Genomic DNA, 21,099 nt, shown 5'->3' with positions numbered 1-21,099 from the left:
CTCCCTCATCTCAGGCCGCACAGCGTTATGACCTGCCGATGATAAAACTGGAATCAATAATCAGTCGTTCCTGACGCTTATTCGGCCCACACGGCTCAGGCGTTCATGCGAGGAGCAAGGAGTTTTTATGCTAGATATCGTCGAACTGTCGCGTTTACAGTTTGCCTTAACGGCGATGTACCATTTCCTGTTTGTGCCATTAACGCTCGGTATGGCGTTTTTACTGGCCATCATGGAAACGGTATACGTCCTGAGTGGTAAACAAATCTATAAAGATATGACGAAGTTCTGGGGCAAGTTGTTTGGTATTAACTTTGCCCTGGGCGTGGCCACCGGACTGACAATGGAATTTCAGTTCGGCACCAACTGGTCTTATTATTCTCATTATGTTGGCGATATTTTTGGTGCGCCGCTCGCTATTGAAGGCTTAATGGCTTTCTTCCTGGAATCCACCTTTGTGGGCCTGTTCTTTTTCGGCTGGGATCGCTTGGGTAAAGTGCAGCATCTGGCGGTGACCTGGCTGGTCGCAATCGGTTCGAATATGTCGGCACTGTGGATTCTGGTAGCGAATGGCTGGATGCAAAACCCCATCGCCTCTGAGTTTAACTTTGAAACCATGCGCATGGAGATGGTGAGCTTCTCTGAGCTGGTATTAAACCCGGTTGCGCAGGTGAAATTCGTGCATACCGTGGCGGCAGGCTATACCACAGGAGCCATGTTTATTTTAGGGATCAGCGCCTGGTATTTACTGAAAGGCCGTGACATGGCGTTTGCAAAACGCTCTTTTGCTATCGCGGCCAGTTTCGGCATGGCGGCGGTGCTGTCGGTGATTGTGCTGGGTGACGAATCCGGTTACGAGATGGGCGACGTACAGAAAACCAAGCTGGCCGCTATTGAAGCGGAATGGGAAACCCAACCGGCACCGGCCGCCTTTACGCTCTTTGGCGTGCCCGATCAGTCAGCACAGCACAACAAGTATGCGATCCAGATCCCTTATCTCTTAGGGCTCATTGCCACGCGGTCGACCGATACGCCGGTGACCGGACTAAAAGAACTGCTGGCGCAACACGAAGTGCGAATTCGTAACGGTATGAAGGCTTACGCGCTGCTGGATGAACTGCGACAGGGCAATACCGATCCGGCCGTCCGCGATGCCTTTAACCACAGCAAAAAAGACCTGGGTTATGGTCTGCTGTTAAAACGCTATACCGCGAACGTGTCGGATGCCAGTGAAGCGCAGATTAAACAGGCCACGCAGGATTCGATTCCTCGCGTCGCACCGCTCTACTTTGCGTTCCGTATCATGGTGCTTTGCGGCGTGCTGCTGCTCGGCGTCATTGCACTGTCATTCTGGAGTGTGATTCGAAATCGCATTGGTCAACAGCGCTGGTTACTCAAAGCCGCACTGTACGGCATTCCGCTGCCGTGGATTGCGGTAGAAGCGGGCTGGTTTGTGGCGGAGTACGGTCGTCAGCCCTGGGCGATTGGGGAAGTCCTGCCCACCGCGATTGCGAACTCCACGCTGACCGTGGGCGATGTCCTGTTCTCAATGATACTGATTTGCGGACTGTATACCCTGTTTCTGGTGGCCGAGATGTACCTGATGTTTAAGTTCGCGCGTCTGGGGCCCAGCAGCCTGAAAACAGGGCGCTATCACCATGAACAGATCGTTAAAAACGCTCAGCCGGTGCGTGGATAAGGAGAAGCCCCATGTTTGATTATGAAGTTCTGCGCTTTGTCTGGTGGCTGCTAATCGGCATTCTGCTGGTGGGCTTTGCCGTCACCGATGGTTTCGATATGGGCGTCGGGATGCTGACGCACGTATTAGGCCGGACCGATACCGAGCGTCGTGTGATGATCAATTCTATCGCGCCGCACTGGGACGGCAATCAGGTCTGGTTGATCACCGCCGGTGGCGCACTGTTTGCCGCCTGGCCGATGGTGTACGCCGCCGCGTTTTCCGGCTTCTACGTGGCGATGATTCTGGTGCTGGCCTCGTTGTACTTCCGTCCGGTAGGCTTTGACTATCGCTCAAAAATCGAAGATGCACGCTGGCGCGGTGCCTGGGACTGGGGCATTTTTATCGGCAGCTTTGTCCCGCCGCTGGTGATCGGCGTCGCCTTTGGCAATCTGCTGCAGGGCGTGCCTTTTCATGCCGACGAGTACATGCGGCTGTATTACACCGGAAACTTTTTCCAGTTGCTGAACCCCTTTGCGCTACTGGCCGGTGTGGTGAGCGTTGCCATGATACTGACGCAGGGTGCGACCTATCTGCAAATGCGCACCACGGGCGAACTGCACCTGCGTTCACGCATCACGGCGCAGATTGCCGCGCTAGTGATGATGGCGTGTTTCGCGCTGGCTGGCGTCTGGGTAAGGTACGGTATTGACGGCTATGTGGTGACCAGCACGCTTGATCACTTCGCTGCTTCTAATCCCCTGGGGAAAACCGTGGTGCGCGAAGCGGGGGCCTGGATGGTGAATTTCCAGCAGCATCCTGTGTTGTGGTTATTCCCGCTTCTGGGCGTGGTGTTGCCCTTACTGACCGTAATGTGTTCGCGCGGAGAGAAGGGCGGCTTGGCGTTTCTCTGCTCATCGCTGACGCTGGCCTGCGTCATTATGACCGCCGGCATCGCGATGTTTCCGTTCATTATGCCGTCCAGTACCGTTCCCGGCACCAGCCTGACCATGTGGGACGCCACCTCCAGTTTGCTGACGCTGGAAATAATGACCTTCGCGGCGATAATTTTTGTGCCGGTTATTCTGCTCTATACCAGTTGGTGTTACTGGAAAATGTTTGGTCGTATCACTAAAGAACATGTTGAGCGCAACAGTAACGCACTCTATTAATAAAGGAGACGACATATGTGGTATTTTGCCTGGATTCTCGGCACCCTGCTGGCCTGTGCCTTTGGCATCATCACCGCGCTGGCGATAGAACATATCGAAGACAGCGCCGACGCGGAACGCCAGTCGTAATGCGCACAGGCATTCAGACAGGTTATCGCCTGATGGATAAGGGCCCGCTCCGGGCCCTTTCTCTGATACTCGCCTTATGGCTGGCCGGCTGCCTGTTATGGGACCCCGCGCGCTATGCAACCCGCCCGGAAGGCATCCTGCTATGGCAGGGCATCGTACTGATTTGGGCGGTCTGCACGGGGGTTATTCACGGCAGCGGATTCCGTCCGCGCCGTTTACGCTGGCGTGCGTTCTTTGCGCCATTGCCCGCCTTACTGGTACTCTTCTGGGCGCTGAGTCATTTTTATCGCTGACGACCTGTCACCCTTCACCCCAGGCGCGTGAGTTTACTTCAGCGTCTGGTCAAGAAACCTCCATTAATGACGTCCGGTTGTAACCAACTGATAATTATTTTCTCCTGGCTCTGACAGCCCATTCCCAACCCTAATTGTCTTGCGTATAGTAGCAACGTTTAAAACGAGGCCGGGATGTAGAGTGAGTACAACGCTGTTTCGCTGGCCGGTTCGGGTCTACTATGAAGATACCGATGCCGGTGGTGTGGTTTATCACGCCAGCTATATCGCTTTTTATGAACGAGCACGTACCGAAATGCTGCGTCAGCACCATTTCAATCAGCAGGCGCTGTTAGAACAGCAGGTTGCTTTTGTGGTACGGCGCATGACGGTGGACTATCTTTCGGCGGCACGTCTTGATGACCTTCTGGAGATCCAGAGCGAAGTGACATCAATGACGCGGGCGACGATGACATTCTCCCAGCGTATCGTGAACGCAGAAGGCAAAGTGCTCAATGAGGCAGAGGTCCTGATTGCCTGCATCAACCCACACCTAATGAAGCCGATTGCGCTTCCCAAGTCTATTGTCGCGGAGTTCAAGCAGTGACTGACATGAACGTTCTTGATTTGTTCCTGAAGGCGAGCCTTCTGGTCAAACTTATCATGTTGATTTTGATCGGCTTTTCGATTGCCTCCTGGGCAATCATCATCCAGCGCACGCGAATTCTGAATGCGGCGGGAAGGGAAGCTGAAGCCTTTGAAGACAAATTCTGGTCCGGCGTTGAACTGTCTCGCCTCTATCAGGAAAGTCAGGGACGTCGTGAAGAGCTGGCGGGTGCCGAGCAAATCTTCTACGCCGGCTTCAAAGAGTTTGCCCGTTTACATCGCGCGAATAATCATGCGCCTGAAGCGGCTGTTGAAGGCGCGAGCAGGGCCATGCGCATTTCCATGAATCGCGAACTTGAAGCGCTGGAAAACCACATTCCTTTCCTGGGCACGGTGGGCTCAATCAGTCCTTATATCGGTCTGTTTGGTACGGTCTGGGGGATTATGCATGCGTTTATTGCCCTGGGGGCGGTCAAACAGGCCACCCTGCAGATGGTGGCACCGGGGATTGCAGAAGCATTGATCGCCACCGCGATCGGTCTGTTTGCTGCGATTCCTGCCGTAATGGCGTACAACCGACTGAACCAGCGCGTCAATAAACTGGAGCAGGGCTACGACAACTTTATGGAAGAGTTTACGGCTATCCTGCATCGTCAGGCTTTCTCCAGCGACAGCGCTAAGTAAACAGAGGTAAATGATGGCCCGAGTGCGTGGTCGCGGTCGCCGCGAGCTAAAGTCGGAAATTAACATCGTTCCACTGCTGGACGTTTTGCTGGTGCTGCTGCTGATCTTTATGGCAACGGCCCCCATCATCACGCAAAGCGTGGAAGTGGATTTGCCCGATGCAACAGATTCTAAGACGGTTTCCAGTGATGATAACCCACCCGTGATTGTTGAAGTGTCCGGCGTGGGACAATACAGCATGGTCGTCGATCACGATCGTTTGCCGCAGTTGCCGCCAGAACAGGTGATTAGCGAAGCGCAACGTCGTCTGGAAGCCAATCCGAAAACCGTCTTTTTGATCGGTGGTGCCAAAGAGGTACCTTATGATGAAATCATCAAGGCGCTGAACCTGCTGCATCAGGCAGGGGTTAAATCTGTCGGTTTGATGACGCAGCCGATTTAAAGTCGAACCGTTTTTGGGAAACGAGTGTGTCGAAGGCAACCGAGCAAAACGAAAAGTTAAAGCGCGCGATAATCATTTCGGTGATTCTGCATATCGTGCTGATCGCCCTGCTGATATGGAGCTCGTTTAATGAGCACATTGAGGCCAGCGGCGGCGGTGGCGGTAGCGATATAGAAGCGGTCATGGTCGATCCCGGTGCGGTGGTTGAACAGTATAACCGTCAGCAGAATCAGCAAAGCGACAGTCAGCGTGCGGAGCAGCAGCGCCAGAAACAGGCCCAGCAGCAGGCCGAAGAGCTTCAGCAGAAACAAGCGGCTGAACAGCAGCGGCTGAAAGAGCTGGAAAAAGAGCGACTGCAGGCACAGGAAGACGCGAAACAGCAGGCGAAAGCGCAGGCTGAACAGCAGAAGGCAGCCGAAGCCGCAGCGAAACAGGCCGAGGCGCAACAGAAAGCCGCCGAAGCGGCCGCGGCGAAAGCCAAAGCCGATGCGAAAGCGGAAGCGGATGCACAGGCGAAAGCCGCGGCAGACGCAAAGATGAAGGCGCAGGAAGAGGCGAAGAAGGCCGCAGCAGAGGCGAAGAAGCAGGCTGAGCAAGAGGCGAAAGCCGCAGCCGCAGAAGCGAAGAAGCAGGCCGAGCAGCAGGCGAAAGCTGAGGCTGCCGAAGCCGCAAAACAAGCTAAGGCCGAAGCGGCGAAACAGGCTAAAGCGGAAGCCGCGAAAGAAGCGAAAGCGGCTGAAGCCAAAGCCGCAGCGGAAGCGAAAGCCGCAGCCGCCCAGGAAGCGAAAGAGAAAGCAGCCGCCGCAGCGAAAGAAAAGGCCGCCAAAGAAAAAGCGGACGCCGCCGCCAAAGCGAAAGCGGAAGCTGCTGCCAAAGCAAAAGCGGATGCGAAGGCAAAAGCCGAGGCGAAAGCGAAAGCGGCCGCTGATGCCGCCAATGACAGCGACGTCGATGACCTGCTGGGCGGCTTAGCGTCCGGTAAGAATGCACCGAAAAGCGGCGCGTCGGGTGGAGCAGCAGGGCAGGGTAATCAGAAGAAGGCGGGTGCTTCTGGCGCAGATGTGAATGCGTATCTTGGGCAGATCACCAGCGCAATTCAGAGCCGTTTCTACGATGCGGACCTGTATAGCGGCAAAAGCTGTGACTTACGTATTAAACTTGCTCCTGATGGCATGCTGATTGACGTTAAATCAGAAGGCGGCGATCCGGCGCTGTGCCAGGCCGCCATTGCGGCGGCGAAGCAGGCACATATTCCGAAACCGCCTTCACAAGCGGTGTACGAAGTGTTTAAAAACGCCCCGATGCGTTTCAGACCGCAATAATGCAGTAACCTGCGGCAGGTTGATCTATGGTTAGCTTGCCGTACTCTAGTTGTACTCGTGGTTTTCAGGAACAGTGCCAATTATCGCGGACTCAGGTTCAGATAAGGGAGATAAAATGAAGCAAGCTCTTCGCGTAACGTTAGGCTTTTTTATCCTGCTGTGGGCAGCGGTGCTGCATGCAGAGGTTCGCATTGAAATCACCCAGGGCGTCAACAGCGCGCGCCCTATCGGTGTGATTCCGTTTAAATGGTCTGGCCCAGGCGCGGCACCGGAAGATATCGGTGGTATCGTCGCAGCTGACCTGCGTAACAGCGGTAAATTTAACCCGCTTGATCGTTCACGTCTGCCGCAGCAGCCGACCAGTGCTCAGGAAGTGCAGCCTGCTGCATGGAGCGCACTGGGTATTGATGCCGTGGTTGTTGGACAGATTCAGCCGAATGCTGATGGCAGCTATCAGGTGTCCTACCAGCTGGTGGATACCGCAGGTGCACCAGGCACCGTGCTGGCGCAAAACTCCTATAAAATTACAAAACAGTGGCTGCGCTATGCGGCGCACACCGTCAGTGATGAGGCGTTCCAGAAACTGACTGGCATTAAAGGGGCGTTCCGTACCCGTATCGCCTATGTGGTACAGACCAACGGCGGTCAGTTCCCGTATGAACTGCGCGTTGCCGATTACGACGGTTACAACCAGTTTGTCGTGCACCGTTCACCGCAACCGCTGATGTCGCCTGCCTGGTCGCCCGATGGCAGCAAACTGGCGTATGTAACCTTTGAAAGCGGCAAGTCAGCGCTGGTGATTCAGACCTTGTCTAACGGCTCTGTTCGTCAGGTCGCTTCATTCCCGCGTCACAATGGTGCGCCAGCCTTCTCACCGGACGGCACCAAGCTGGCCTTCGCCCTGTCTAAAACCGGTAGTCTGAATCTCTATGTTATGGACCTGGCCTCCGGGCAGATTCGTCAGATTACAGATGGTCGCTATAACAGCACTGAACCAACCTGGTTCCCGGACAGCCAGACGCTGGCGTATACCTCTGACCAGGCCGGTGCGCCGCAGATCTACAAAATCAGCATCAATGGTGGTGCATCACAGCGCATTACCTGGGAAGGCGCTCAGAACCAGGATGCGGATGTAGCCAGTGATGGAAAATCAATGGTGATGATTAGCACCAGTGGCGGTGCTCAACACGTCGCCAAACAGGATCTGGTAACGGGAGCCGTTCAAACGTTAACGGACACGTTCCTGGATGAAACGCCGAGCCTGGCTCCAAACGGCACCATGGTAATCTACAGCTCGACTCAGGGCATGGGTTCTGTGTTGCAGTTGGTTTCAACCGACGGTCGTTTCAAAGCGCGTCTTCCGGCAACTGATGGACAGGTCAAATTTCCTGCCTGGTCGCCGTACCTGTAATGTCTGAGCTTTCTGACATTACAAAAAAATAAACAATAATGGGAATTTTCAAATGCAACTGAACAAAGTACTGAAGGGTTTAATGCTGGCTCTGCCAATCATGGCAGTTGCGGCGTGTAGCTCACACAAAAATAACAACAACGACCAGTCTGGCGCAGGTGCTGACGGCGCTTACGGTGCTAACTCTGGTATGAACAACGGCAACATGTCTTCTGATGAGCAGGCGCGTCTGCAGATGCAACAGCTGCAACAGAACAACATCGTTTACTTCGGTCTGGACAAATACGATGTTCAGCCTGACTACGCTCAGATGCTGGATCAGCACGCTAACTTCCTGCGTAGCAACCCGTCTTACAAAGTGACCATTGAAGGTCATGCGGATGAGCGCGGTACGCCAGAGTACAACATCGCCCTGGGCGAGCGTCGTGCTAACGCCGTTAAGATGTACCTGCAAGGTAAAGGCGTGTCTGCGGATCAGATGTCTATCGTATCTTACGGTAAAGAGAAACCAGCTGTTCTGGGCCACGACGAAGCGGCTTACGCTAAAAACCGTCGTGCCGTACTGGTCTACTAAGAGAATCACATGGTTAGTAACTTCAGACATCACCTGTTGAGTCTGTCGTTACTGATTGGCGTAGCGGCCCCCTGGGCCGCTCATGCCCAAGCGTCAATCAGTAGCGTTGGCTCCGGCTCGGTCGAAGACCGTGTCACCAGTCTCGAAAGAATCTCCAATGCCCAGGCACAGCTGATGCAGCAACTGCAGCAGCAGATGAGTGATAACCAGCGGGATATCGACTCATTGCGTGGGGAAATCCAGCAAAATACCTATCAGCTGAATCAGGTTATTGAGCGCCAGAAGCAGATCTATCAACAGATCGACAGTCTGAGCAGCAATAACAGCAGCAATGCCAGTCAGCCTGCCGCGGGTGCCGGTGACAATGCGGCTACGGGCGCTGCGACAGCGGGCAACGATGCAGGTGCGGCCGCGGCCGGCAGCAGTGCGCCTGTTCAGAGTGGCGATGCTAACAGCGATTACAATGCTGCTGTTGCGCTCATTCTGGAGAAAAAACAGTACGATCAGGCCATCACTGCGCTGCAGGCGTGGGTGAAGCGTTACCCGGACTCGACGTATCAGCCGAATGCCAATTACTGGCTGGGGCAGCTGTTTTATAACAAAGGTAAAAAAGACGACGCAGCGTATTATTACGCCACGGTGGTGAAGCAGTATCCAAAATCCCCCAAGGCGGCTGAAGCGTTGTTTAAGGTTGGCGTGATCATGCAAGAGAAAAACGACACGGCAAAAGCCAAAGCCGTTTATCAGCAGGTGATCAAACTTTACCCGAACACCGAATCTGCTAAGCAGGCACAAAAACGCTTGTCTGGTATGTAATTTGTGCAGGTTTGACCGGATATCGATGGATTTCTGGTCTTGCCGCATGAAAGGTAGGCAATTGAACCCCTTAACAGAAAATAAGGGTTGCGCTACCTCGGTAAATCAGTAATATATGCCGCCGTTGCCGGGACACATTGCAAATGTGTCTGGCAAGCCTGAAGATGGGTCGTTAGCTCAGTTGGTAGAGCAGTTGACTTTTAATCAATTGGTCGCAGGTTCGAATCCTGCACGACCCACCATCTTATTCTCAGGCAGCATGCATACATGTGTTTGAGCGGTTGTAAGCCCCGAGCGGGTCGTTAGCTCAGTTGGTAGAGCAGTTGACTTTTAATCAATTGGTCGCAGGTTCGAATCCTGCACGACCCACCAATACAGAAAAGCGCGCCCACGGGCGCGCTTTTCGTTTATGGGGCAGTACAGTCAAGCGTGCATGATGAGAACCTGCAGCAGGTTCGACTGAATCGCGTTGCGATTCAGGCTGATGCGTCAGCATCACCCGCAGGGCGAGGCCCACGGGGCCCGCAAAATCTGTCGTACTCCCGTCAGGGCCCAACACCCCGCGTCCGCACTGTTCCTGTCCGGCAGCGTGCCGTCGAGCGGGCGTCACGCAGGCGGATCTAATCATCTGCCATAAAAAAAGCGCCCGACAGGCGCTTATAGGGCGTAATACGTCAGCCGGATTAGCGTGCGGCTGTCTGACCGGGTTCCAGGCTAAACTGTTTGACCAGCGTTTCAAGTCGGCGCGCCTGATCTTCCAGCGCGGTGGCTGAAAGGGCAGAGGCAGAGACCAGCGAGGCGTTTTGCTGGGTGGTGCTGTCCAGTTCTGAGACCGCACGCGCAATCTGCTCAATGCCACGGCTTTGCTCATCCGAGGCGGAAGAGATCTCACCCACGATGTCATTCACACGGGAAATCGCCTGAACCACCTGTCCCATTCTCTCGCCCGCGCGCGCAACGCGGTTATTGCCTTCCGCGATTTGGCTGACCGATGCGCTGATCAGTTGATCGATATCCTTCGCCGCCTGCGCACTGCGCTGCGAAAGGCTACGTACTTCGCTGGCGACGACCGCAAACCCCCGGCCATGCTCGCCAGCGCGTGCCGCTTCCACGGCGGCATTCAGAGCCAGGATATTGGTCTGGAAAGCAATACTGTCGATAACGGCCGTGATCTCGGCGATTTTCTTCGAGCTGGCAGAAATATCGCCCATGGTTTGCACGACTTCCGTGACGGCGGCACCGCCTTGCTCCGCCGTTTTAGACGCTTCAGCAGCAATCTGGCTGGCGTGGCGCGCGTTATCTGCGTTGTGCTTCACCGTAACGGTTAACTGTTCCATGCTGGCAGCCGTCTGCACCACGGCGGCGGACTGCTGTTCTGTGCGGGACGAGAGCGTGTGGTTGTCGCTGTTAATACTGCTCGCCGCCTGCGACAGCGTGAGCATGCTGTCGCGGACCTCCAGAATCATTGTCCGCAGACGCTGATTCATCGCGCCCATCGCGCCAGCCAGTTTGCCCAGCTCATCACGGCCCGCCGGTTTGATATCGGCGCTTAAATCGCCCTTAGCAATGCGCTCCGCCAGCCATAAATTCTTTCTGACGGGATGAGTAATCTGTCGGCCAATCAGCCAGGCAATCAACATGCCCAGCAGCACAGCAAGGCCAACCGTCAACAGCGTCAGGTTAACAGAACTCCTGGTCAGGTCGCTGTTTTCTACCTTCATCTGCTGCAGAAGCGTTTTGAGGATAGCACTGCTCTTATCGCCATCGACCTTCACCGCGTTCTCCGCCTGACTGAGGGCCAGAAAGCCTGCCGCGTAACGTTCACTGAGTTGCTTAACCTCAAGGGTTGCATTCCACAGCGCGTTGAGCTGCGTCTGAGCATCGGGAGGTAATTGCGGTAACAGAGTGGTGAGAGCGGTCTGGATGGCGTTGACCTGCGGTGTGAGCTGAGACTGAATCGCGCTGGCATGAGCGGGATCATAACGGAGTAACTGAAGCTGATCGCGCAACTGGCTGATTGCAAGCAGTTGCTGAAACAGTGCACTGGCATCGGTCATCTGGGTTTTAATCAACGCTTCGTACAGCGTTGACTGGCTCTGCATGTTGCGCTGATCGAGCTGCTTACCCGTTTCTGCCAGAGACTGCATGGCCTGGGTCATTGCGCTGATGCTGGCCTGAAAGTGGCTGAGCTGGCTGGCGATCTCCTGGAGCTGTGTTTACTCCTCGGGCAGCCATCGGTACTGTTGGGCATCATGCGTCAGCTGAGCGGCATGGGCGATATAATCCGCCATCACTTTACCCGCTTTCTCATCGCCATACAGCAGTTTCAACCGGTTAACCTTAGCCTGAAACACGTCAATATTAATGTCGTAAATCAGGTTGCTCTGTTCATAAACGTCATGGATAGTTTTAAAACGCGCGATGCTTACCGAGCCCGATCCCACCACCAACAGCAAAACGAGTCCAAATCCTAAACTGAGTTTGTGCGAAATTTTTGTATTTTCTAACCGCAACCCCATGACCTCTGCCTCCTGCCCATGTCAACGATGTTAAGCCAAATTGGTTATCGGTTGAGCAGGCCAGGAGTTTAGAGGCGAGGCGTGATATTTCTTTTCAGGACAACGGGCTGCTTACTTCGCACTGGCCGGTGACAGGCTTTTCCAGATATGCATCACGGCGTAGCTGCGCCAGGGACGCCATACCTGTGAGCGCGCGTCTGCCGCTTTGGGTGTTAATCCCCCCAGATTATTGCGCACGGCGATATCCTCTTTCGGGAAGGCGTCCGGCCAGCGCAGCGCCCGCATGGCAATGTAGTGGGCGGTCCAGGGGCCAATGCCCGGTAAGGCCACCAGGCGCGCCATGATGTCGTCAGGCGAAAGCGTCGCATTGAAACGCAGGCTGCCCTCGTTACAGGCGGCCGCAAAGGCCAGAATCGCTCTGACGCGCGCACTGACAATGCCCAGGCGGGCAATCTCATCGACCGTAGCCTGGGCAATGCGCTGGGGTTGCGCAGAATAGCGCGACAGATCAGGGAACGGCGTGGTGCAGGGTTCACCAAATGCCTGAGCAAAGCGGCTGCTGAGCGTCGTGGCGGCTTTAACGGTGACCTGCTGGCCCAGGATGGCGCGTACGCCCATTTCGACACTGTCAAATGCTCCGGGGACACGCAGGCCGGGGTAATCCTGAATACTTTGCGCCAGCAGGGGATCCTGTTGCAGGTGTTCGGCAATGCGCTGTGGCTGAGCATTCAGGTCAAACAGGTCACGCAGCCGACGCAGCAGGGCAGGCAGCACAGGCGTGAGAGAGCGGGTGAATTCAACCTGAAGCGCCTGCTTTGCCGGAAGATGCGAAATGCTGACCCAACCCCGGTATTCGCCCAGCGCCACCGTCCGGCGGTAGGTTTCACCATCAACGGCTTCAATGTCGTTCATTAACCGCAGGCGTAAAAAGTCCAGCATCGCCTGCCAGTCGTAAGGTGGACGATAGCTGAGGCGTAACCGCATTGTGTCCGTTGCAGGTTGCGGCGACAGGTTGCTGCTTTTGCGCAGTGCGCCCGGCGTCATGCGATAGCGCGCCTGAAACACGTCATTGAAGCGCCGTAAGCTGCCAAATCCACTGGCGTAAGCGATCTCGGTTACCGGCAGCGTGGTTTCGGTCAGAAGCTGCTTAGCCAGCAGCATACGACGTATCTGTTTAAGCTCCAGTGGCGTGACGCCCAGCTCCTGCTGCACAATGCGCCGCAGCTGACGGGCGCTGATGCCAAACTCTGCAGCAATCGCATCCAGGCCGCTGTGGGCTTCCAGCAAGCCCTCTTCAATGCGCTGCACCAGTCGGTCGGCCACGCGGTGGGCGTTGTCCACGGGGGCGTTGCCGGGTGCCAGCTCCGGACGACAGCGCAGACAAGGGCGAAAATGCGCTTTCTCTGCCGCCTCAGCGCTGTTGAAGAACAGACAGTTTTTCTGCATTGGCGCTTTCACCGGGCAAATCGGGCGACAGTAAATGCCGGTTGAGGTCACGCCGACAAAAAACACACCATCGAAGCGCGTATCACGCGAGGTCAGTGCCTGGTAAGCGGTATCTGAATCAAACATGGTTTTTCTCCGGCAAAGAGCGACAGCGTAGCGCGGGCATGAGGTATTGACTGGCTGTTTTCGGACAGCACAACAGTTTATTGTAATGACCGAAAACAGCCAGTTTCGCGTGGCGAAAATGCGATAATGCCAGACAGCAATGTGATGGAGGGAACAGCATGTATTACTGCAAACCTGTGATAACGCCGGTGGGCGAACTAACGCTGATCGCCAGCGATCGCGGTCTGGCGGCCATTTTATGGCAGGACGAAGTGCGCAGACATCCCCGGTTGTCGCCGCGTGAGCGCGACGATAATCATCCTGTTTTACGCGAAACCGAAACGCAGTTACGTGAGTACTTTGCCGGCACTCGCCGCGTTTTTGACTTACCGCTGGATATGGACGGCACAGCATTTCAGAAAAAAGTCTGGCAGGCGCTACTTTCTATTCCGTTTGGCGAAACCCGCAGTTACCGCCAGATCGCCGAGCAGATTGGGCATCCGGCAGCGGTACGTGCCGTCGGTGCTGCTAACGGCAGAAATCCGTTGTCCATTGTGGCACCGTGTCATCGGGTCATTGGGGCCAATGGAAAACTGACGGGATTTGCCGGTGGCCTGACGGTCAAAGCCTTTTTGCTTCAACTGGAAGCCCCTCAGCCCGGCCTGGTGGGGCTTTCTGCATCGTCATGACCAAATAAAACGCGACAGGCTGCTGCTTTTTCGCTATCGTGTTTAGCATATAAAACACGGTGGCGGTATTTACGTCCTGTTAAGCCAGAAATGGCTATTTTCGTTAATTTTACAGAACGAGAGCGGTGTCATGAGCGCAATCTTTGATCCTGAACATGCGGTGTATCCTTTTCCTCCTAAGCCCGCCCGGCTGAGTGACGAGCAAAAAACGCTTTACCGGGAAAAAATTAAAGCCCTGCTGAAAGCCCGTAACGCCGTGATGGTGGCGCACTATTACACGGATCCGGACATCCAGGCCTTAGCCGAAGAAACCGGCGGTTGCGTCTCTGACTCGCTCGAAATGGCGCGTTTTGGCAGCCAGCATCCCGCCACTACGCTGCTGGTGGCCGGCGTGCGCTTTATGGGCGAAACCGCCAAAATTCTCAGCCCGGAAAAAACCGTGTTGATGCCGACGCTGGAGGCCGAATGCTCGCTGGATCTGGGCTGCCCGATTGAGGCGTTTACGGCCTTCTGTGATGCGCATCCTGACCGGACGGTGGTGGTATACGCCAATACTTCTGCAGCGGTAAAAGCGCGCGCCGACTGGGTTGTCACCTCCAGCATTGCCGTCGAACTGATTGAACATCTGGACAGCCTGGGGGAAAAAATCATCTGGGCACCGGATCGGCATCTCGGGCGCTATGTTACGCAAAAAAGCGGGGCCGACGTGTTATGCTGGCAGGGCGCCTGCATCGTCCACGACGAATTCAAAACTCAGGCGCTGCAGCGGATGAAAGCGCTGTATCCGGATGCGGCAGTGCTGGTTCATCCCGAATCGCCGCAGGCGATTGTGGATCTGGCCGATGCGGTAGGCTCAACCAGCCAGCTGATTCAGGCGGCAAAAACCTTGCCACATCCGCAGATGATCGTCGCCACCGATCGCGGCATCTTTTACAAGATGCAGCAGGCGGTTCCTGACAAAATATTGCTGGAAGCCCCCACCGCCGGTGAGGGCGCAACCTGCCGAAGCTGTGCGCACTGTCCCTGGATGGCGATGAACGGACTGCAGGCCATTGCCGAGGCGCTGACGTCGGGTGGGCGGGCTCATGAGATCCACGTAGACGCGGCGCTGCGCGAGGCCGCGCTGGTGCCGCTAAACCGTATGCTATCCTTTGCAGCAGACCTCAAACATAACGTGAAAGGAAACGCGTAATCCGCGTCGTTGACAGGTGCCTGATATGGATTTTTTTAGCACGCAAAACATTTTAGTTCACATCCCGTTGGGCGCGACCGGGTACGATCTGTCCTGGATTGAAGCCGTTGGCACCCTGGCGGGCCTGTTATGTATCTGGCTGGCCAGCCTGGAGAAAATCGCTAACTACGCGTTCGGCCTGATAAACGTGACGCTGTTTGCGGTGATATTTTTTCAGATTCAGCTCTATGCCAGCCTACTGTTACAGCTGTTCTTTTTTGCGGCCAACGTTTATGGCTGGTACGCCTGGAGCCGACAAACCATTGATAACCAGGCGGCGTTAACGATTCGCTGGCTCCCGCTGCCCAAGGCCATTGGCTGGGCGGCGGTTTGCGTTATAGCGGTGGGGCTGATGACGATCTACATCGATCCGGTGTTTGCCTTTCTCACCCGTACCGCGGTGGCCCTGATGAATGCACTGGGTTTTACGGTGGCGATGCCGGCGTTGCAGCCGGACGCCTTCCCTTTCTGGGATGCCTGCCTGATGGTGCTGTCGATTGTGGCAATGGTGCTGATGACGCGGAAGTATGTTGAAAACTGGCTTTTGTGGGTGGTCATCAACGTGATCAGTGTGATGGTGTTTGCCCGTCAGGGGGTGTATGCGATGTCGCTGGAGTACGCCATTCTGACGTTAATTGCGCTGAACGGCTCACGCATGTGGATCATCAGCGCACGCAAACAGGGTTCGCTGCGCTCTCGGCTTAGTGATGATGGCTGTGATGATGAACGTGGTCACTGTGGTGAGGTGAATGATCACTGTGCTGATGGGACGTTTCAGCAGCATGATCCGAATGCCCGCCATGATGATGGCCCTCTTCAATGACCTGTCCGTTCAGCTCACAGTCAGGGCCCACGCAGGGCTGAAACTCCATCTGTACCGTAGCATGCTCAATCTGATAATGGTCATGCAGGTACGTGTGGATGCGGCGCAGCAGGCCATCATGATCGCGCGGTGGAATGACCTGGACGTGCAGCGTTAAGATCGGTTGCTCGCCCACCTGCCAGACATGTAAATGATGAACATCGCGCACCTCGGGAATATTTCGCTTCAGATCGCGCCGCAGTTTCTTCACATCCAGCGACGCAGGCGCGCCTTCCAGCAACTCATGTAAACTTTCCCGCAGCAGCGACCAGGCGCTACGCAGCACCAGCATCGACACGACGATGGATAAGATGGGGTCAATGGGCGTCCAGTTGGTAAACAGAATAATCACCGCGGCGACAATCGCGCCCACCGAGCCAAGCAAATCCCCCATGACGTGCAGCGCAGCCGCCCGCACATTCAGGTTCTTTTCTTCACTGCCGTGATGCAGCAACCAGAAAGACAGGATATTCGCCAGCAAGCCGGCAATCGCAATGCCGAGCATCAGGCCGCCTGTGACGGGTTGCGGATGGGTAAACCGTTCCACCGCTTCCCAGACAATCAAAATTGTGATGCCGATTAAGGCGAGGGCGTTTACAAACGCGGCCAGCGTGGTCAGACGTAGCAGGCCAAAGGTATGACGTTCATTGGGTTTGCGTTTGGCAAACTGAACCGCCAGTAAGGCCATTAACAGGGCGGCGGTATCGGTCAGCATGTGACCGGCATCGGCCAGCAGCGCCAGCGAGCCCGACAGCCAGCCGCCAATCACTTCTGCCACCATAAAGAGTGCCGTCACGGCAAACGCGGCCATCAGCCGCGTACGGTTAGTGTCCTGACCGCTATGAGAGTGCGTGTGTGCCATACGTGTCCAGTTTATGTAGTAATCTTTCGGTCAATGATATCAGCAATTGCCACTCTGCTGAGATGTTGTGATGCTGTCTGGCGCGATCGGACAACTGCTGACAAAGCGCTACGCCCTCATCAATGCCAATCAGCAGCCAGCTTCCTTTCAGGCGATGCGCGGACTCGGCTAACTGTCTTTCGTCACCGCTGGCAATGGCCGCGCGCAGTTGTGCCATGTCTTTCTCCACGGTATCACGTAAGGTTTTGCCCAGTCGGCTAAGATAGTTCTCGTTTTGCTGCGCCAGTGTCCACAGGTTGTTATCCAGCGCGGCCAGCGGATCGTCATGGAAGGCGGTCAGCAGGTCGCTGATATCCTGTAGCTGTACCGGTTTAATCAGCACCCGTTCATGCGGCTCAGTCTGTACATTCAGTAACTGCGCATCAGCAGAGCACAGCACCCGCAACGGCCTTCCGCCTCGCTGACGCTGGCGACGACGCAACACGCGCAGCAGGAGCATACCGTCCGGGCGCGGCATCATCTGATCGATAAACAGCAGGTCGTAAGGGCGCCGGGCATCGGCCAGCAACAGGTCACGGCCCTGCTCAAAACAGTCCGCCTGAATCGCAAAGCGCGCCAGCTGCTGCTGCATCACGATCAGGTTTGTCGGATGATCATCCACTACGGCCACGCGCAGTTGCGGAAAACCTGGCAGCGTGGCCGGATCGCCCTCAGTGACGCTATTGCAGGGAATCAGCGGCAGGATAAGTGTGACCTCGGTGCCTTTGCCGGGCTGAGAATGCAGGTGAATCTCACCGCCCATGCGCTGCACCATTTCCCGACAAATAAACAGCCCCAGGCCACTGCCCTGAACGGAAAGCGCTTTGCCCGACGGGGCCTGGTACCAGGGATCGAACAGTCTGGGCTGTTCTTCAGGGGGAATCCCGCTGCCGTTGTCGCTGACGGTTAACTGCAATTTGTCTGTAGCCGACAGCGTCAGGCGGATCAGGCCGTGCCGGGTGAATTTAAAGGCATTGGTCACTAAGTTGTTGACGATCTGCTGCAGGCGGTCCGCATCCAGCATCACCGCGTCAGGCAGCGGCGTCAGGGCCTCTACCTGTAAATGCGGGCCATCCGGCCGCATCAGCGGATGATAGAAATGGCGCTGCTGCGCCAGCCAGGGTGCCAGGGCCAGCGGGCGGGGCGACAGGGTGAAACTGTTGTTTTCAATGCGCGCGTGATCCTGCAAATCATTCAGCAACGTCATCAGGGACTGCGCGCTCTGGTACAGAAGCTGCAGGTTTTCACGGCTGCTTTGCTGTTTTTCCAGCTCCAGTAGCCCCAGGATCGCCTGCATCGGCGTTCGCAGCTCATGGCTGACCGTCGCTAAAAACTGGCTCTTCATGGCATTCGCGTGTTCCGCCTGTTCGCGCTGTTGGCGATCCCGCCGTTGCTGCCAGTAACGCCGGGCCAGTAACAGCAGTAACACGACAATGGCAACGCCTGCCGCCGCCAACACCGCGACGGGCAGCACGCGCATCGCGCCCACGCTGCCGGGCTGGGGCGGCATTGACCAGCGATCGCGCATCTGGTTTTGCGTATCGACGGGAATCTGCTGTAACGCGCGATCCAGCAGCCCACGCAGAACAGGCTCATCAGGTGCCACTCCGATGGCCACAGGCCAGGCGATATCGCTGGCCGCGAAAGCCAGATGAATGTGGGGATCGTTACGGCTGGCAATGCGCCAGCGCGCAGACAGGACGTTATCGACCAGCGCGTCAATCTGACCGGTAGCCAGCGCGTCGTACAGGCTGTTGCGATCCGCAAAGCGTTGAACCGGGATGGTGTCAGGAACGAGGCGCTGGGCCAGATCATCCTGCAGGATACCAATACGTTTGCCTGCCAGATCGCTCCAGTGGGAGCCGGCTGCGGGCTGGCGGCTGTAAATACCCCAGAGTGCCCGCCAGACGGGCAGGCTGGTGCTTTGGGTTTCACCGTTAAGCGGTTGCATCAGCTGTAACATCACCTGATGCTGTGCCAGCAGCGTGGCCGCCTGTTGCGGATTACTGACCCAGTGCGGCGTAAAACGTAAACCGGTGCTCTGTGCGACCGCATTGAGCAGATCGATACCGTAACCGCGGGGCGTGCCGTTGCTGTCGCGATAGCTCCAGGGATAGTTATCGGCTTCAGCGGCGTAGGTAACCTGGGGATGGGCTGCTATCCATTCCCGCTCGCTGGCGCTCAGCATCAGCGTTTGTGTGTCCTGATACCGCGGCAGGCTGCTGCTCCAGCGCGCCTGTAACGTGCTCATCAACTCTGCGGGTAACTGGCGCAGGCTCTGATTCAGCCACGCAATCAGCGCGGGATCGCGGGAAACCGCGCGCAGAGTCAGTTGCCCGGCATCAATCCCCGACGCGATTTGGTAAATTTGTCCCTGCTGTAGCTGACTCAGCAAAAATCCCGCGCTGGTTTCATCGGCGACCACATAGTCGTTTTGCTGATTGAGCAGCGTGTAGAGCGCCTGAAGATCGCTGCCGTAGGTGCGCCAGTGGTGGCGGGCAGCCAGCGCAGGCGGAAGCTGTGCCAGGGTTTGCTCGCTGATCGCCAGTTGTGCATTATCACTGTTAAACATGACGGCACGCTGGTTCTGCTGATTACGGTAAATACGTAACGGGCTGCTAAACCAGCTGTCGCTGGCAACGGCGCCCGCGGGAAAGGGCGGGGCCAGCATGCCTAACGCAAAATCAATCTGCCCCGCCTGCAGGGCGCTCAGCAGAGCCGGCTGGGTGGCATAGAGGTGAAGGGAGAACTGCGCCCCGGTTAACTGGTGCAGCGCCGCCAGATAATCGGCGTCAATCCCGTACAGATCGTTGCCCACATGCATGGCCCAGGGCGCCGTATTCTCATCCAGCAGGCCCACACGCACCACTTTGCCCTGCATCAGCTCTGCACCTTTTACCGGCATCATCATAGGCAGATTGATACTGCTGACCGGACGCACGTCGGCCTGGGCCAACGGCGCCAGCAGGAGCAGGAGAAGTAACCAGCGTATCACTGCTGTGCTTTCCACAGATCGGCCAGCTCGACAACAGAACGCGCGCCGGTTTTTTCCAGAATATTCTTTTTATGCGTACTGACGGTTTTATTACTGATATGCAACTGTTCGGCAATTTGCAGGTTGGACAGGCCGCTGGCCAGCAACGCCAGCACCTGGCGCTCTTTACTGGTTAACGGTAATTCGGGTTCGCTGCTGTGGCCTTCAGGAAAGGCTGACTGGCCGCCCAGTACGGCAAGAATGGCACTGAGTAAATGCGCCATCCGCTGGCTTTTCACCACATAACCCGCCGCCCCCAGCGCCTGCGCACGCCGGATGTAGTGGCTGCTTTGCTGGGCAGAATAGATCAGTACAGGACAATCGGGTAAGTGCACTTTCAGGCGGCGCAGAATCTCCAGTCCGTCGCCATCGGGCAGGCCGATATCCAGCACAATGATATCCGGAGGAAGCTGGAGATAAGGGCGAGCGGCGTGCTCGCTGCTGGCCGAAATAAGCTGAATGGGGACAGGCGATTGCGAGAGTGCCGCGTCCAGCGCCACTTCAACCAGTGGATGATCGTCAATCAGAAGCAGTGAGGCCATGAACATTTCCCTGTAAATTTCACAGGCTCAGCATAGCGGAAGTCGCAGCGGGATAAAATAAAGGAGAGCCGCGGCTCTCCTCATAATGCACACAGTATACTTTACTGCGTCGTGCCGTCAGTTTTGGTATTGACGTGGCCGCCACCTTTTTTGGTGTGCACTTTTTTGTTGATATCAGGACATTTGCCATCTTTACACTGGCTGTTCTGATCAATTTCGTTCGCGGTCATATGCTTGCTGCTGGAGGTGCTGTCTCGGGTTGGAGACGACATCTCAGTACCGGTATTGTTAATTTTGCTGTTATCGACTTTATTCGGTGGCAGGTTCTCATTCGCCCCGCCCGCAACGGCACCTGCTGCTGCAGCCTGGTTAGAGTTTCCGTTGGCAGCCATTGCTGCGCCGCTGCCCAGAGTCATCGCTGCCGTCAGAAAAATTAGTGCAAACTTATTCATCATTATGCTCCCGTTAATCAATGATATTTGCTGTCTCTAACCCGCTGTCAGGTTTCAGACAAAAAGCGACCTGAGCGAAATAAAAGTAAGCGTCGCATTCAGACCGTATTGACGTTCAGGCAGAGGGAAGCTCGACCTTCCATGGCAGCAGATCGCGGACCCGGTTCACCGGCCAGTCCTGTATATGACCGATGACGTAACGCAACCACGTC

Annotated in this window: 21 protein-coding genes, 2 tRNA genes and 1 pseudogene; 16 read left to right on the top strand and 8 right to left on the bottom strand. The window is 56.0% G+C overall.

From position 1 onward, the window contains the following. The first annotated feature begins 127 nt into the window (after positions 1-127). From cydA to F7Q90_RS06205, 13 genes are all read left to right on the top strand, one after another. The gene (cydA, locus tag F7Q90_RS06265; protein ID WP_006118460.1) at positions 128-1,699 is read left to right on the top strand and encodes a cytochrome ubiquinol oxidase subunit I; all 1,572 of its coding nucleotides are present in this window, start codon (positions 128-130) and stop codon (positions 1,697-1,699) included. A gap of 11 nt (positions 1,700-1,710) precedes the next feature. Continuing rightward, entirely contained in the window at positions 1,711-2,850 is a 1,140-nt protein-coding gene (gene cydB, locus F7Q90_RS06260; protein ID WP_006118461.1) for a cytochrome d ubiquinol oxidase subunit II, read from the top strand. Positions 2,851-2,865: 15 nt separating this feature from the next. Next, a complete protein-coding gene (gene cydX, locus F7Q90_RS06255; protein ID WP_006118462.1) occupies positions 2,866-2,979 on the top strand; it encodes a cytochrome bd-I oxidase subunit CydX in 114 nt (37 codons plus the stop codon). After that, positions 2,979-3,272 carry a cyd operon protein YbgE gene (ybgE, locus tag F7Q90_RS06250; RefSeq protein ID WP_006118463.1) on the top strand — a complete coding sequence of 98 codons (294 nt, stop codon included), beginning with the start codon at positions 2,979-2,981 and terminating at the stop codon, positions 3,270-3,272. The genes cydX and ybgE overlap by 1 nt, the downstream gene beginning before the upstream one ends. A 181-nt stretch (positions 3,273-3,453) precedes the next feature. After that, the gene (ybgC, locus tag F7Q90_RS06245) at positions 3,454-3,858 is read left to right on the top strand and encodes a tol-pal system-associated acyl-CoA thioesterase (RefSeq protein ID WP_006118464.1); all 405 of its coding nucleotides are present in this window, start codon (positions 3,454-3,456) and stop codon (positions 3,856-3,858) included. Then, positions 3,855-4,541: a Tol-Pal system protein TolQ gene (gene tolQ / locus F7Q90_RS06240; protein WP_006118465.1), complete on the top strand. Its 687-nt coding sequence runs from the start codon at positions 3,855-3,857 to the stop codon at positions 4,539-4,541. The genes ybgC and tolQ overlap by 4 nt, the downstream gene beginning before the upstream one ends. 13 nt (positions 4,542-4,554) lie before the next feature. Continuing rightward, positions 4,555-4,983 carry a colicin uptake protein TolR gene (tolR, locus tag F7Q90_RS06235; RefSeq protein ID WP_006118466.1) on the top strand — a complete coding sequence of 143 codons (429 nt, stop codon included), beginning with the start codon at positions 4,555-4,557 and terminating at the stop codon, positions 4,981-4,983. Between the two features lie 26 nt (positions 4,984-5,009). After that, positions 5,010-6,305, top strand: a complete 1,296-nt coding sequence (tolA, locus tag F7Q90_RS06230) for a cell envelope integrity protein TolA (protein WP_006118467.1) — start codon at positions 5,010-5,012, stop codon at positions 6,303-6,305. Positions 6,306-6,420: 115 nt separating this feature from the next. Then, positions 6,421-7,716 (top strand): Tol-Pal system beta propeller repeat protein TolB, encoded by a 1,296-nt coding sequence (tolB, locus tag F7Q90_RS06225; RefSeq protein WP_006118468.1) that lies wholly within the window; start codon positions 6,421-6,423, stop codon positions 7,714-7,716. Positions 7,717-7,768: 52 nt separating this feature from the next. Then, positions 7,769-8,290 (top strand): peptidoglycan-associated lipoprotein Pal, encoded by a 522-nt coding sequence (gene pal, locus F7Q90_RS06220; protein ID WP_006118469.1) that lies wholly within the window; start codon positions 7,769-7,771, stop codon positions 8,288-8,290. A gap of 9 nt (positions 8,291-8,299) precedes the next feature. Then, positions 8,300-9,106 carry a cell division protein CpoB gene (gene cpoB, locus F7Q90_RS06215; RefSeq protein ID WP_006118470.1) on the top strand — a complete coding sequence of 269 codons (807 nt, stop codon included), beginning with the start codon at positions 8,300-8,302 and terminating at the stop codon, positions 9,104-9,106. A 166-nt stretch (positions 9,107-9,272) separates the two neighbouring features. Beyond that, positions 9,273-9,348 (top strand) — tRNA-Lys (locus tag F7Q90_RS06210). A 54-nt stretch (positions 9,349-9,402) separates the two neighbouring features. Continuing rightward, positions 9,403-9,478 (top strand) — tRNA-Lys (locus F7Q90_RS06205). 311 nt (positions 9,479-9,789) lie between these two features. Here the strand turns inward: F7Q90_RS06205 and F7Q90_RS06200 are convergent. The 3 genes from F7Q90_RS06200 to F7Q90_RS06195 all read right to left on the bottom strand — a co-directional run bounded on the left by F7Q90_RS06200 (position 9,790) and on the right by F7Q90_RS06195 (position 13,197). Then, positions 9,790-11,274 carry a methyl-accepting chemotaxis protein gene (locus F7Q90_RS06200; protein WP_394350272.1) on the bottom strand — a complete coding sequence of 495 codons (1,485 nt, stop codon included), beginning with the start codon at positions 11,272-11,274 and terminating at the stop codon, positions 9,790-9,792. Positions 11,275-11,322: 48 nt separating this feature from the next. Next, positions 11,323-11,625, bottom strand: coding sequence for a hypothetical protein (locus F7Q90_RS27810; RefSeq protein WP_377776149.1), 303 nt, complete (start codon positions 11,623-11,625; stop codon positions 11,323-11,325). A gap of 111 nt (positions 11,626-11,736) precedes the next feature. Further along, entirely contained in the window at positions 11,737-13,197 is a 1,461-nt protein-coding gene (locus F7Q90_RS06195) for an AlkA N-terminal domain-containing protein (protein ID WP_006118471.1), read from the bottom strand. A gap of 158 nt (positions 13,198-13,355) precedes the next feature. On the opposite strand from F7Q90_RS06195, the gene F7Q90_RS06190 reads away from it, so the two are divergent. From F7Q90_RS06190 to pnuC, 3 genes and pseudogenes are all read left to right on the top strand, one after another. After that, a complete protein-coding gene (locus F7Q90_RS06190) occupies positions 13,356-13,865 on the top strand; it encodes a methylated-DNA--[protein]-cysteine S-methyltransferase (RefSeq protein ID WP_006118472.1) in 510 nt (169 codons plus the stop codon). 130 nt (positions 13,866-13,995) lie between these two features. Next, positions 13,996-15,057 (top strand): quinolinate synthase NadA, encoded by a 1,062-nt coding sequence (gene nadA, locus F7Q90_RS06185; RefSeq protein WP_006118473.1) that lies wholly within the window; start codon positions 13,996-13,998, stop codon positions 15,055-15,057. A gap of 25 nt (positions 15,058-15,082) precedes the next feature. Next, a pseudogene (pnuC, locus tag F7Q90_RS06180) lies at positions 15,083-15,784 on the top strand (nicotinamide riboside transporter PnuC); the annotation flags it as partial. A gap of 13 nt (positions 15,785-15,797) precedes the next feature. Here the strand turns inward: pnuC and zitB are convergent. From zitB to F7Q90_RS06155, 5 genes are all read right to left on the bottom strand, one after another. Next, positions 15,798-16,820, bottom strand: a complete 1,023-nt coding sequence (zitB, locus tag F7Q90_RS06175) for a CDF family zinc transporter ZitB (protein WP_006118475.1) — start codon at positions 16,818-16,820, stop codon at positions 15,798-15,800. Next, positions 16,798-19,869: a hybrid sensor histidine kinase/response regulator gene (locus tag F7Q90_RS06170; RefSeq protein ID WP_006118476.1), complete on the bottom strand. Its 3,072-nt coding sequence runs from the start codon at positions 19,867-19,869 to the stop codon at positions 16,798-16,800. The genes zitB and F7Q90_RS06170 overlap by 23 nt, the downstream gene beginning before the upstream one ends. After that, on the bottom strand, positions 19,851-20,435 hold the full coding sequence (locus F7Q90_RS06165) for a LuxR C-terminal-related transcriptional regulator (protein ID WP_006118477.1): 585 nt from the start codon (positions 20,433-20,435) through the stop codon (positions 19,851-19,853). The genes F7Q90_RS06170 and F7Q90_RS06165 overlap by 19 nt, the downstream gene beginning before the upstream one ends. A gap of 101 nt (positions 20,436-20,536) precedes the next feature. Further along, on the bottom strand, positions 20,537-20,890 hold the full coding sequence (locus F7Q90_RS06160) for a YbgS-like family protein (protein WP_006118479.1): 354 nt from the start codon (positions 20,888-20,890) through the stop codon (positions 20,537-20,539). A 112-nt stretch (positions 20,891-21,002) separates the two neighbouring features. After that, positions 21,003-21,099 (bottom strand): transposase domain-containing protein (locus tag F7Q90_RS06155; RefSeq protein ID WP_151160719.1); only part of this gene is annotated, 97 nt, incomplete at its 5' end.

The sequence above is a fragment of the Pantoea stewartii subsp. stewartii genome, from assembly GCF_008801695.1.
Lineage (GTDB): Bacteria > Pseudomonadota > Gammaproteobacteria > Enterobacterales > Enterobacteriaceae > Pantoea > Pantoea stewartii.
The sequence above is the reverse complement of the archived record's forward strand: the minus strand, read 5'-3'. Positions and strand labels throughout refer to the sequence as shown.